Genomic DNA, 12,746 nt, shown 5'->3' with positions numbered 1-12,746 from the left:
CCTGCGACGAAGCCCAACGGGCGATGGTCGGCGCGACGACGGCACCAGACCGGGCATCGGCGCGTGAGGACGCCTTACGGACGCCGTGCGGAGTGCTGCGCACTCCCCGTTGGGCTTCGCTGCGCTCAGCGCCAACCTACCCCTCGCCAGCGCGGCTCAATGCCGCCATCTGCTGCGGCTTGCACGCCAGGTAGGCCGAGCCCGCCAGCCAGCGCGGGTCGGAGTGCCAGGCGAAGAGGAACTGGCCGCCCTTGAGCTGATCGACCACCAGCCGCGCCACCTCGCGGCGCACCGCCGGGCAACCCAGGCTGCGGCCGATGCGGCCATGCCGCTGCACCCAACGCGGGTTCACGTAGTCGGCGCCGTGGATGACGATCGCACGTTCGCGCGCCAGGTCGTTGAGGCCGGGCTCCAGGCCGTCCATGCGCAGCGAATAGCCGTGCTTGCCGCGGTAGCTCTCGGCGGTGCGGAACAGGCCGAGGCTGGTCTGGTGGCTGCCCAGGTCGTTGGAGAAGGCCTCGGCGAAATTCTCCCCGGAGCGCCGGCCATGGGCGACGAAGTCGCGCAGCAGCAGGCGCTTGCGCTGCAGGTCGAAGATCCACAGGCGGCGCTCGGTCGACGGCCGCGAATAGTCGATCACCGCCAGGCGCCGGGCATCGCCGGCCCCATGGTTGACCGCGCACTGCATGGCTGCCAGGGCATGGCGCAGCGCTTGCGGCTCGAGCCCGGGAGCCTGCCGCGCCAGCTCGGCGAACAGCCCATCCTGCGCCGCGCTCGCCCACAGCGGCGCACCGAGCAACCACAAACCCGCCAACCAGCACCGGCCGATACGTCCAAACATCTGCGTAATCACCTCTGCGCACAGACTCCGGGACGTCCTGTCGCTGAATCCCATGGCGGCCCGCCTATACTGGACGCTCGGCGCCGACCCGGGTGGCGCCTTTTCTGAGCCAAGGACTGGAGCAGTATGTTGTTCAAAAAACGTGCATCTTACCTGAGCGGCCTGCTGCTCACCCTGCCACTGGTCGCCGCCACGGATGCCGCCGCCAGCGTCGACCTGCGCCCGTTGCTGGAGCAGCTGCCGCAGCACTGCGCACCCTTACCGACAAATCTAGACGATAACGCGCGCCAGCAACTGCGCGACTTCTACGCCCAGCGCGAGAACCAGCCGGCCTGGGCCGACGCCAGCCGTCGCCAGCAGCTCGCGGCGCAGCTTGCCGCCCTCGCCGACGACGGCCTGGAGCCCGACGAATACGCCCTGCCCGCGTACGACGGCCCGTGCAGCGAGCTGCTGCACAGCCACAGCTACCTGCAGGCGCTGCTCCATCTGCGGCGCGGGCGCCTGCCGCCGCCGCGCCAGGAAAGCCTGTGGCATTCGCCCGCCAACCCGCTGCCGGACCTGCGCCTGGCCACCCTGTCGCTCGCCCTGCTGCACCTGCAGGCACCGGCCGAGGCCTTCGCCGCGGCGCGCCCGACCGGCATCGCCTACCGCCGCCTGCGCGCCGCCTACGCCGAATTGCGCCAGCGGCCGCTGGCCGCCTGGCAGCCCCTGGCCGACGGCCCGCTGCTCAAGGCGCAGCGCCGCGATGCACGGGTGCCGGGGCTGCGCGAACGCCTGCGCGCCGAGGGCTACCTGAGCGTGACGACGGTTGCCGGCGAAGCCTTCGACCCGGCCACGGTGCTGGCCCTGCAGGCCTTCCAGGACGACCACGGGCTGAATCCCGATGGCATCCTCGGCCCGGCCAGCCTGGCCGAACTGAACGTCGCCGCGCCGATGCGCCGCGCCCAGCTGCGCCTCAACCTGGAGCGCCTGCGCTGGTGGGCCGACGATCTGGCCGAGGCCGAGGTGCTGATCAACGTCGCCGCCGCCGAGCTGCTGGTGCTGCGCCAGCAACGGGTGCTGTGGCGCACCCGCACCCAGGTCGGCCGCGCCGGTCGCGAAACGCCGCTGCTGGCCTCGCGCATCCAGCGTCTGACGCTCAACCCGACCTGGACGGTGCCGCCGACCATCCTGCGCGAGGACAAGCTGCCGGCGATCCGCGACGACCTCGCCTACCTCGCCCAGCAGGAGCTCAGCGTGCTCGATCGCGACGGCCAGCCGCTCGACCCGGAGCTGGTGGACTGGGACAACCCCGGCGCCATCGTCCTGCGCCAGGCCGCCGGCACGCGCAACCCGCTGGGCCGGGTGGCGCTGCGCTTCGCCAACCCCTTCGCGGTGTACCTGCACGACACCCCCAGCCAGCGCCTGTTCGACAAGTCGCCACGGGTGTTCAGTTCCGGCTGCGTGCGCGTCGAGGCGGTGGGCACCCTGCTGGCCTGGCTGCTCCGGCCGCAGGAGCTGGAGCCGGTGCAGCAGCGCATCGCCAGCGGCAAGACCCAGGAATACCGCCTGCAGCAGCCGGTGCCGCTGCTGATCGCCTACTGGACGGTGGAGGCGCGCAGCGACGGCACCCTGCGCTACGCCCCCGACATCTATGCCCGCGACGCCCAGCTGATCGCCGCCCTGGCCCGCGCGCAAGGCCTGAGCGCCGCGTCACAACCCGATATGCAGCGCACCATCGCCGCCAGGCACTGAGAAGGGGTCGGCGGCAATTGGCCAGCGGCTATGCTTAGATGCCGACAAGGCCGTTCGTCACGTCGCGACGGTCAACTGCACGCACGCAAGAGGGAGATCGCTTTATGGAAATCGGTGGCGTCCTGCTGCTGTTCGTCGGCCTGGCTCTGGCCATCGTCTACATGGGCTTCAAGGTGGTGCCGCAGGGCTCGGAGTGGACGGTGGAGCGCTTCGGCCGCTACACCACCACGCTTAAGCCCGGGCTCAACATCATCGTGCCGGTGATGGACCGCATCGGCCGCAGGCTCAACGTCATGGAAAGCGTGCTGGACATCCCGCCGCAGGAAGTGATCAGTGCCGACAACGCCATCGTGCAGATCGACGCGGTGTGCTTCTTCCAGGTGATCAACGCCGCCCAGGCCGCCTACGAGGTGAACAACCTGGAGCACGCCATCCGCAACCTGGTAATGACCAATATCCGCACCGTGCTCGGCTCCATGGAGCTGGACGCCATGCTCAGCCAGCGCGACGCGATCAACGAACGTCTGCTCAAGACGGTCGACGAAGCCACCGCGCCCTGGGGCATCAAGATCACCCGCATCGAGATCAAGGACATCAGCCCGCCCGCCGACCTGGTCGAAGCCATGGCCAGCCAGATGAAGGCCGAACGCCTCAAGCGCGCGCAGATCCTCGAGGCCGAGGGCTCGCGCTCGGCCGCCATCCTCACCGCCGAAGGCCACAAGCAGGCCGAGATCCTGCGTGCCGAGGGCGAACGCCAGGCCGCCTTCCTCGAGGCCGAGGCGCGCGAACGGGCGGCCCAGGCCGAAGCCGAGGCGACCCGCGTGGTGTCCCAGGCCATCGCCAGCGGCAACGTGCAGGCGGTCAACTACTTCGTCGCGCAGAAGTACATCGAAGCGCTCGGCCAGCTGGCGGCGGCCGACAACAGCAAGGTGGTGCTAATGCCGCTGGAGGCCAGCCAGGTGATCGGCGCGGTCGGCGGCATCGGCGAAATCGTCAAGGCCACTTTCGGTGCCGGCGGCCCAGGCGAGAAGCAGGGCTGACGTCATGATCTATTACCTGCAACACCTGTCGTTCTGGGACTGGCTGGCGCTGGCCACCGTCCTGCTGATCCTCGAAGTCTTCGGCGCCGGCGGCTACCTGCTGTGGATCGGCCTGGCCGCCGCCTGCGTCGGCGTGCTCACCTACCTGTTTCCGGAGCTGCCCTGGGTCTGGCAATTCTTCCTGTTCGGCCTGCTGGCGATCCTCACCGCCGTGCTCTGGTGGCGCCGCCAGCGCAGCGCCACGCGTCCCAGCGACCAGCCGGGGCTGAACCAGCGCGGCAGCGAACTGCTCGGCCGGCGTTTCGCCCTGCACGAGGCGATAGTCGGCGGCCGCGGCAAGATCAAGGCCGGCGACAGCCTGTGGCTGGTCAGCGGTCCCGACCTGCCGGCCGGCAGCTCGGTCAAGGTGGTGGCCCAGGATGGCGTGATTCTGCGGGTCGAACGCGACGCATGAGCGAGGTGCGCCTGGCGCCGCTGTCGGCGGCGCAGGCCGACGCGGCCCTGGCGCTGCTCGATGCGGCCTTCGCCGACGACCCGAGCCTGGGCTGGTACCTGATGCGCGAGCGCCCCGGCTTCGGCGCTAGACGCCGCGCGTACCTGCAGGCCTACCTGACGTTTCATCGTGACAATCGCCTACCGGTTCTCGCCGCCTGGCGCGGCTCGGCGCTGTGCGGCCTGAGCCTCTTTGATCTGGCCCAGACACCCAGCAGCGATAGCGTGCATGAGCTGGGCCGGCGCATCGCCGACGCCTGCGGTGCGGACTGCCTGGCGCGCCTGGATCGCCTGCTCGCCGCCTTCGACCAGCAACTGCCGGAGGGTTGCGCCCGCCTGGAGTTTCTCGCCGTGGCCCGGCACAGCCAGGGACAGGGCCTCGGCGGCGCCCTGCTGCAGGCGACGCTGCAAGCGATGGCCGCCGCCGGCTGCCGCGCCGCGGCCCTGGAAACCGGCTCCGAGCGCAACCTGGCGCTGTACCGACGGCATGGCTTCGAGCTGCTGGGCAGCGCGGATTTCGATGCACTGCGCCAGTACAGCCTGTGGCGACCGACCATCGCGTAAGAGGAACCCCAAATAGCCCTGATGACTCCTAATAGCCGAGTCAACTCACAGGAGTACCGCCCATGCGTGTATCGAGCCGAGCAGCCCTGGCAGTGGCCGCCTGCCTGATAGTCCAGACCGCCGCAGCCGACAGCCTGCTGCGCGATATCCTTTCCTCCGGGGCGACCACCGCCTCCACCTACCTGACCTTCAAGGACGACAAACTGGTCGCCGCCGCCGAGGAGGACGCCGGCAGCTTCGTCGCCAGCGCCGGCGAGATCCGCGGCCCGCACCTGGAGGCGGCGCTTCAGCGGCTGCGCAGTGAACATCCCGAGCTGCAGGGCGCCGGCGATATGGAACTGGCCAGCGCCATTCTCGCCGCCTCGGCCGGCCCGCTCGAGGCCAGCGACGCCCGCTAAGCCCAACGCGCGCATAAAAAATGCCCGCATCCCGAAGGATGCGGGCATTTTTCTTATCGCGCTCGGGACGACAGGCCTGATCAGCCTGTCGAACCTCCGCCGGCTGATTACATCAGCGGCAGGGTGTAGCTGACGATCAGACGGTTCTCGTCGATATCGTTGGCGAAGTTCGAACGCACACTCGCATTGCGCCAGCGTACGCCGAGGTTCTTCAGCGCACCTTCCTGGAACACGTACATCAGCTCGGTGTTGCGCTCCCACTCGCGGCCTTCGGATACGCCAGCACCGCGGTCGACGTTGTCGCCGGTCAGGTAGCGGGTCATGAAGGTCAGGCCCGGGATGCCGATGGAGGCAAAGTTGAAGTCGTAGCGCGCCTGCCAGGACTTCTCGTCCTTGTTGGCGAAGTCGCTGATCTGCACGTAGTTGACCAGGAACGGGTCGGTACCGTTGATATAGGCGAAGCCCGTGTCGCCATCCATCTGCTGGTAACCCAGACCGAAGGCATGACCGCTCAGGGCGTAGGTGACCATGGCGCCGAAGGCCTTGTTGTCGACGTTGCTGCGGTTGCCGTCATCGGTGGAGCGGGCATAGCGCAGGTCGGTCTTCAGGCTCTGCTGATCGCCCAGCGGCAGCACATGCACGGCGTTGAAGGAGTGCTGCTTGTACAGCTCGTCCAGGTTGGAATAGTAGTAACCGGCGGTCAGGTCGTTGGTCAGCTTGTAGGTGCCGCCGATAAAGTCGAACGAATCGGCGGTGGCGCCGCCAGAAGTGGCGATGCCGCGACGGCCGCCGCTGGTGATGGCGATATCTTCGTAGTCGCCGGAGTCACGATGGTTCACCTCGCGCACGTGCGCGGCTTCCAGCATCAGGCCGTCGATTTCCTGGGATACCAGGTGACCGGCTTCGAACACCTGCGGCAGCAGGCGGGCGTCGCTGGAGGCGATGGCGGCGTTCTTGAACTGCATCTGGCCGACACGCAGGGTGCTGTTGGAAATCTTGGCCTTGGCCGCTACGGCCAGATCCGAGTAGTTGTCCTGCGAACCGCCCGAGGAACGATCCGGGACCAGCAGACCGCTGCCGGCGGTGCCGTCGCCGGAATCCAGCTTGAAGCCGAACATGCCGATGGCGTCGGCGCCGAAGCCCACGGTGCCCTCGGTGAAGCCGGAGTTCATGCGCAGGATAAAGCCCTGGGCCCACTCTTCGGACTTGGAACGAGTGGGGGTTGGCGTATCGTTGTGCCCCTGACGGAAATCACGGTTGAAGTAGAAATTGCGGGCTTCCAGGCTGACCTTGGTGTCGCCGATCAAATCGGCAGAGGCCACTTGGCTCAGGCCCAGGGTGCTGGCGGCTACGGCCAGTGCCAGGGAGGTCTTTCTCATTATGTTTCTCTCCAGTGTGTTTAAGGTGACGCATCGCCCGAACACCGACTTCGGCACGAAGAGGCAGGCTCGGGACGAATCAGGCGAACGCAGGCGCGCGCGGGCACGGCAGGGCCCTCGCTGGCGCGGGTGCGTGGCAAACTCAGGAAGAACGGGACAACGGCGGACGCAACGGGGCGAACGGACGGGAACGGGCAGGACGACTCATGGGAGGGCTCTCGCGTCGTTGTTATTGTGCGCCGGCATCCGGGCCGGCATCTTGACGTGAGTTCAGGCAGATAGCGTGCCAGCTCTTCCAGAGCGCCGTGCAACGCCTCTAGAACGGGAGGCTAGCGCTTTTTGGCAGGGGCGTTATCGCTCTATTACGCTACGCGACCGGCAATTTTCCGCTTATGCGACGCGCCGCTCAGGCGGAAAATCGCCAACGCCTTCAGCCCAGCACGATCTGGTTCTTGCCCTGGCGCTTGGCCAGGTACATGGCCGCGTCGGCACGGGCGTACAGCGCCTCCAGGTTGGCGTCGGCGGCGCGCAGGCTGGTCAGCCCCTGGCTGACGGTGATGCCGAAGCTTGTGCCGTCGTGCTGGAAGTTCAGGCGCTGCACCTCGCGCTGCAGACGCTCGGCCACCTGCAGGGCGATATCCGGCTCGCAACCGGGGAACAGGGCAGCGAATTCCTCGCCGCCGATGCGGCCGAACAGGTCGCCGCGGCGCAGCGCGTTGGCACCGCACTGGGCCAGGCGCTGCAGCACCTGGTCGCCGAGCTGGTGACCGTACTGGTCGTTGATCTTCTTGAAATCGTCGAGGTCGAGCAGGAGGAAGGCCAGCGGGCTGCCGTACTGCCGCGCATGCTCGAACTCGCGGCGGGCGCACTCGAAGAAATGCCGGCGGTTGCTGCTCTGGGTCAGCACATCGGTGGTGGCCAGGCGATGCAGCTCGCCCTCCAGGCGTTTCTTCTCGGTGATGTCCTCGGCGATGCCGACTATCACCTTGCCCTGAGCCGAACCGGGCCGCGGGCTGACGAAGCACTTGTCGCTAAGCCAGCGCAGCTGGCCGTCGGCGCGGATGATGCGGTACTCGCGAAACTCCACCGCACCGGTTTCCAGCACCTTGGCCAGGCTTTCCGCGGCGTACTCCACATCGTCGGGGTAGATGCTGTTGCGCCACTCGCCGTAGTCGGCCAGCAGCAGTGCGGCGGAGCGGCCGAAGATACGCTCGTAGGCCGGGCTGACGTAGATCACCCGTTGTGCGTCCCAGTCGAACGCCCAGAGCGCGGCGTTGACGCTGCCCAGCAGGCTGCTGAACAGCTGCTCGCGCTCGCGCAGGCGCTCCACCTCGGCCCGGCTGTGCAGCAGGGCCAGGGTCAGTTCTTCCAACTCGGAAACGGCGTTGCCTTGATCATCCATTACAGCGGCCATCCAATCCCTCGCATCAGCATTGCAATGAGCATAGTGCGAGCTGTTGGACAAACACAAAGGCCCGCCGTTCGGCGGGCCTTTGCAGGAAACGCGCGGCGATCAGGCAGCGGTTGCGGCAGGGCGCAGCGAGTAGGTCTTGAGCTGCTCGGCGAACTCGCGCAGCGACTGGATGCCGCTGGCCTCGGCCTCGTGCACCCACTGCTTCATCGCCTCGAGCATGTCGTGGCCGTTGCTGCTGGTCTTGACCCAGATCTGCTGCAGCGCCAGGCGCTTCTCGTAGATCACCTTGAGCGCCTGGCTCTGCGCCAGCAGCTCGCTGATGCGTGCCTGGTGCTGCTCTTCCAGCAGGCTCGGCTCGCGCGACAGCAGGCGCTTGGCGCGGCGGAACAGGTGGCGCACCGACTCGTCGGCCTTGGCCACTTCCTGCTTGACCAGCGGCGCGATCACCAGCTTGCGGTACTGCGCCATGATCTGGAAGCGGTTGTTGAGGATGGCCATGGCGGTGTCCATGTCCAGGCTGCGCTTGCCCTCGACCCGGTGGGCAATGGGCGCGACGCGCTGCACCTGGGCCAGGCCGAGGAAGCTGAACAGCTTGATCCAGGCCCAGCCCATGTCGAATTCCCACTTCTTCACCGACAGCTTGGCGCTGTTGGGGTAGGTGTGGTGGTTGTTGTGCAGCTCCTCGCCGCCGATCAGGATGCCCCAGGGCACCAGGTTGGTGGCGGCGTCGCGGCACTCGAAGTTGCGGTAGCCGACGGCATGGCCGAGGCCGTTGATGACGCCGGCGGCCCACACCGGAATCCACATCATCTGGATCGCCCAGACGGTGATGCCGAGCACGCCGAACAGGGCCAGGTCGATGATCGCCATCAGCGTCACGCCGCCAATCGGATAGCGGCTATAAACATTGCGTTCGATCCAGTCATCCGGGCAGTTCTTGCCGTAGATGCGCAGGGTTTCCTGGTTCTTCGCCTCTTCCTGATAGAGTTCGGCGCCCTTGCGCAGCACGGTGCCCAGGCCCTTGACCACCGGGCTGTGGGGGTCGTCGACGGTTTCGCACTTGGCGTGGTGCTTGCGGTGGATGGCGGTCCACTCGCGAGTGTTCTGGCCGGTGGTCAGCCACAGCCAGAAACGGAAGAAATGCTTGAGCGCCGGGTGCAGTTCCAGTGCACGGTGCGCGGAGTAGCGGTGCAGATAGACGGTGACGCTGACGATGGTCACGTGCGTCATCAGCAGGGTCGCAGCCACCAGCTGCCAGACCGACAGGTCGAGTAAACCGTTGTACCACATGGACACTGTTGCCTCTTGAAAGGAAAACGCGGCCTGTCCTACAAGGACGAGCCTGGGCGCATTATCCCTGACCCAAGGCAGAAAACCAGTTGGTCTTTTAGATAAGAATGTTTCAGCCTCTAAGGCATCTATACTGCCCAGCATTTACAGGGAGCGTAGCCGCTTGCCCATGCGTATCGACACCGCCGCCTTGCGCCTGACCCTGGGCTATCTGCTGCTCGCCGCCTCGTGGATTCTCCTCAGCGACCAGCTGCTGGCCGCCCTCGGCCTGTCCGCGGCCCAGCAGGACCACCTGCAGTCGTTCAAGGGTCTGCTGTTCGTCGCCCTCACCGGCGCCCTGCTGTACCTGGTGCTGCAGCGCCACGCCCGGCACCATCGGCGCGCGCGGCTGCAGCTGGCGGACAACGAGGAACGCCTGCGCCTGGCCCTGGATGCCACCCGCGACGGCCTGTGGGACTGGGACTACGCCAGCCAGCGGGTGTTCTTCTCCGACGGCTACGCCGCCCTGCTCGGCCTCACCCCGCAGGCCCTCGGCGATACCCGCGAGGCCTGGGTCGCGCGCCTGCACCCGGAGGATCGCGAACGCGCGCTGCAGGCGCTCGACGCGGAAATGAGCGGCGCGCAGTACGAGAACATCTACCGCATGCGCCACGCCGACGGCAGCTACCGCTGGCTGCACTCGCGCGGCCGCCTGCTGCGCGACGAGGCAGGTCAGCCGCAGCGCTTCATCGGCGTGGCCAGCGACATCACCCAGCGCCGCGCCGACGAGGACAGCCTGCGCCAGGCCGCCGCGGTGTTCGACGCCACCCAGGAAGGCGTGCTGGTCACCGACCCCGAGCAGCGCATCGTCCACGTCAACCCGGCGTTCAGCCGCATCACCGGCTATAGCGCCGAGGAAATCCTCGGCCAACAACCCAGCCTGCTCAAGTCCGGCCGTCACGACGCGGCCTTCTACCACAGCCTGTGGCACGCCCTGCACAGCCGCGGCGCCTGGAGCGGCGAGGTGTGGAACCGGCGCAAGAGCGGCGAGATCTACCCGCAGTGGCAGTGCATCCGCGTCATCCATGACGAGCAGGGGCGCATCAGCCACTACGTCGCGGTGTTTTCCGACATCACCGCGCTCAAGCGCTCGCAGCGCGAGCTGGACTACCTGGCCCACCACGACCCGCTGAGCAACCTGCCCAACCGCCTGCTGTTCACCGAGCGGGTCGCCCATGCCCTGGAGCGCAGCGCCGGCGAACAGCTGCACGGCGCGGTACTGCTGATCGACCTGGACCACTTCAAGCACATCAACGAAAGCCTCGGCCACAACGTCGGCGACCTGCTGCTCAAGGAGGTCGGCGAGCGCCTGCTGGCGGCGGTGCCGGCCGCCAGCACCCTGGCGCGCCTGGGTGGCGACGAGTTTGGCCTGCTCTGCGAGCACTGCGCCGAGGCGCCCCAGGCCGCCGAGCTGGCGCAGCGCCTGCTGCGCTGCCTGGATGCGCCGTTCCGCCTGCACGGCCACGAGCTGTACATCGGCGCCAGCATCGGCATCAGCCTGTTCCCGGACGACGCCGCCAGCGTCGAACAGGTGCTGCGCAACGCCGACTCGGCGCTGTTCAAGGCCAAGAGCAGCGGCCGCGAGGGCTACGCCTTCTACGTCCAGGAGCTGACCGACTACGCCCGCCAGCGCGTGGAGCTGGCCAGCAGCCTGCGCCACGCCCTCGACAACCAGGAGCTGCGCGTCTACTACCAGCCGCTGCACGATTTGCAGGACGGCAGCGCGGTCGGCATGGAGGCGCTGGTGCGCTGGCAGCACCCGCAGCGCGGCCTGGTGTCGCCCGCCGAGTTCATCCCGATCGCCGAGGACAACGGCCTGATCGGCGCCATCGACGCCTGGGTGCTGGAACAGGCCTGCCGCCAGATGGTGCGCTGGCACGCCGCCGGCAGCGCGCTGCACTTCGTCGCGGTGAACGTCTCCAGCCGCCTGTTCGGCCGCGGCGAGCTGGAGCAGCACGTCGCCCAGGTGCTGGCCGACACCGGCCTGGCGCCGGCGCAACTGGAGCTGGAAGTGACCGAGAGCGCGATCATGGAAGACCCCGACGCCGCCCTGCTGCTGCTCACCCGCCTGCGCGGGCTCGGCGTGCGCCTGGCCATCGACGACTTCGGCACCGGCTACAGCTCGCTGGCGCGCCTCAAGCGCCTGCCGGTGGACAAGCTCAAGCTCGACCAGAGCTTCGTCCGCGGCCTGCCCGACGACGCCGAGGACGCCGCCATCGCCCGCGCGGTGATCGCCCTCGGCCACAGCCTGGGGATCAAGGTGCTGGCCGAAGGCATCGAGCAGGCCGCACAGGCCGATTTCCTCCGCGAACTCGGCTGCCACTACGGCCAGGGCTACCATTTCGGCCGCCCGCAACCGGTGCCCAGCCAGCCCATCGGCGTGCCCGAAGCCACCCAGGCTGAGCGGGCCAGCACGGGAGACTGAACATGCGTGTGCTGATCCTCGAAGACGATCCCTGGATCGCCGATCTGCTCAAGCAGATCGTCCTCAGCCTGCGCCCGGGGGCGCGGGTCGACTGCCGCACGCGGGTCGCCGACGCCCTCGCCGCCTGGCAGCAGGAGGCGGCGCAGCTGGTGATCTGCGACTGGAACCTGCCCGACGGCAGCGGCACCCGTCTGCTCGAGGCGGTGCGCCGCAGCGACCGCGCGGTGCCACTGCTGATGGTGACCTCGCGCGCCGACCGCGACAGCGTGCTGGAAGTGCGTCCGCTGGGCATCAGCGCCTTTATCAGCAAGCCGTTCCAGGTGCCCAAGGTGCTCGACTGCCTGCAGCGCCTGCTGCCCGCCGACGACGCCGCGCCGGCGGCGTCACACAGCGACGACGACTTCGTTCGCCACCTCGGCGAGCTGCCGGCCGAGGCCCTCGACCTGCCGCTGCGCGACGAGCTGTACCAGCAGCTGCATGGCGCCGCAGGCGCGCCGAGCAGCCTGCAGCAGCTCGGCGAGCACTGGCAGCAGGACCCGGCGGTGCAGGCGCGGCTGATCGCCGCGGCCAACAGCACCGTCTACAACAGCGCCGGGCAGCCCTGTATCAGCCTGCCAGAAGCCGTCCAGCGCCTGGGTGCGGCCACCGCGCTGAACCTGATCCAGGGCCTGGCGCTGCGCCCGGCGGCGCGCCTGCAGGACGCCGCGCTCCAGGCCCTCGGCCAGGCCCAGGTGCAGGCGCTGCTGCACCTGCACCAGCGCGTCGGCGAACTGGCCGGCGCCTGCCGCCTCGACCCGGCGCCGCTGCAGAGCGCCGCCCTGCTGCAGCGCATGGGTGAGCTGGCCGTGCTGCAGCAGGCGCAACTGTGGCGCCAACGCGACCTGGCGCTGAGCGACGAACAGCTGCAGCAGGCGCTGCGCCAGCACAGCGGCGAACTGGCCAACCGGCTCAAGGCGCACTGGCGCCTGCCCATAGCGCTGCGCGAGCTGATCGGCGCCTGCTACGGCCTGGCGCCCGGCAACACCCGCCGCGAGCCGATCCTGATGCGCCTGGCCAGCGCCGAACTGCAGGGCGCCGACGACCAGGAACTGCAACGCCTGCGCCGCCTCGCCGGGCTGGCCTGAGGCGAG

11 protein-coding genes are annotated in these 12,746 nt (G+C 68.4%); 7 read left to right on the top strand and 4 right to left on the bottom strand.

Features of this window, described 5'->3' with window-relative positions; all coding sequences use genetic code 11:
• Positions 1–136: 136 nt before the first annotated feature.
• Positions 137–841, bottom strand: coding sequence for a murein L,D-transpeptidase catalytic domain family protein (locus tag ACIGFL_RS00130; protein WP_397495713.1), 705 nt, complete (start codon positions 839–841; stop codon positions 137–139).
• A gap of 129 nt (positions 842–970) precedes the next feature.
• Between ACIGFL_RS00130 and ACIGFL_RS00125 the strand changes: the two genes are divergently transcribed.
• The 5 genes from ACIGFL_RS00125 (at position 971) to ACIGFL_RS00105 (ending at position 5,069) form a co-directional block, all read left to right on the top strand.
• Positions 971–2,575, top strand: a complete 1,605-nt coding sequence (locus ACIGFL_RS00125; RefSeq protein ID WP_397496610.1) for a murein L,D-transpeptidase — start codon at positions 971–973, stop codon at positions 2,573–2,575.
• A 104-nt stretch (positions 2,576–2,679) separates the two neighbouring features.
• Entirely contained in the window at positions 2,680–3,615 is a 936-nt protein-coding gene (locus ACIGFL_RS00120) for an SPFH domain-containing protein (RefSeq protein WP_021444759.1), read from the top strand.
• Positions 3,616–3,619: 4 nt separating this feature from the next.
• The gene (locus tag ACIGFL_RS00115) at positions 3,620–4,069 is read left to right on the top strand and encodes an NfeD family protein (protein WP_021444760.1); all 450 of its coding nucleotides are present in this window, start codon (positions 3,620–3,622) and stop codon (positions 4,067–4,069) included.
• Entirely contained in the window at positions 4,066–4,671 is a 606-nt protein-coding gene (locus tag ACIGFL_RS00110; RefSeq protein ID WP_397495712.1) for a GNAT family N-acetyltransferase, read from the top strand. Before ACIGFL_RS00115 ends, ACIGFL_RS00110 begins: the two co-directional genes overlap by 4 nt.
• Positions 4,672–4,733: 62 nt before the next feature.
• Positions 4,734–5,069 carry a DUF2388 domain-containing protein gene (locus ACIGFL_RS00105; RefSeq protein ID WP_397495711.1) on the top strand — a complete coding sequence of 112 codons (336 nt, stop codon included), beginning with the start codon at positions 4,734–4,736 and terminating at the stop codon, positions 5,067–5,069.
• A 107-nt stretch (positions 5,070–5,176) separates the two neighbouring features.
• Here ACIGFL_RS00105 and ACIGFL_RS00100 read toward each other — a convergent pair whose 3' ends face one another.
• The 3 genes from ACIGFL_RS00100 to desA form a co-directional block, all read right to left on the bottom strand.
• Complete coding sequence (locus tag ACIGFL_RS00100; protein WP_397495710.1) at positions 5,177–6,448, bottom strand: OprD family porin; 1,272 nt, start codon at positions 6,446–6,448, stop codon at positions 5,177–5,179.
• A 430-nt stretch (positions 6,449–6,878) separates the two neighbouring features.
• Positions 6,879–7,850 carry a GGDEF domain-containing protein gene (locus ACIGFL_RS00095; RefSeq protein WP_397495709.1) on the bottom strand — a complete coding sequence of 324 codons (972 nt, stop codon included), beginning with the start codon at positions 7,848–7,850 and terminating at the stop codon, positions 6,879–6,881.
• A 111-nt stretch (positions 7,851–7,961) separates the two neighbouring features.
• On the bottom strand, positions 7,962–9,152 hold the full coding sequence (gene desA, locus ACIGFL_RS00090; RefSeq protein ID WP_021443335.1) for a delta-9 fatty acid desaturase DesA: 1,191 nt from the start codon (positions 9,150–9,152) through the stop codon (positions 7,962–7,964).
• A gap of 169 nt (positions 9,153–9,321) precedes the next feature.
• On the opposite strand from desA, the gene dibA reads away from it, so the two are divergent.
• Positions 9,322–11,616 carry a phosphodiesterase DibA gene (dibA, locus tag ACIGFL_RS00085; protein ID WP_397496609.1) on the top strand — a complete coding sequence of 765 codons (2,295 nt, stop codon included), beginning with the start codon at positions 9,322–9,324 and terminating at the stop codon, positions 11,614–11,616.
• A gap of 2 nt (positions 11,617–11,618) precedes the next feature.
• Positions 11,619–12,740 (top strand): response regulator, encoded by a 1,122-nt coding sequence (locus ACIGFL_RS00080; protein ID WP_397495708.1) that lies wholly within the window; start codon positions 11,619–11,621, stop codon positions 12,738–12,740.
• Positions 12,741–12,746 lie beyond the last annotated feature (6 nt).

This window comes from Pseudomonas sp. NPDC077649 (assembly GCF_044542855.1).
GTDB lineage: Bacteria > Pseudomonadota > Gammaproteobacteria > Pseudomonadales > Pseudomonadaceae > Aquipseudomonas.
Note: the sequence above shows the minus strand (reverse complement) of the source record. Positions and strands in the feature narration are given on the sequence as shown.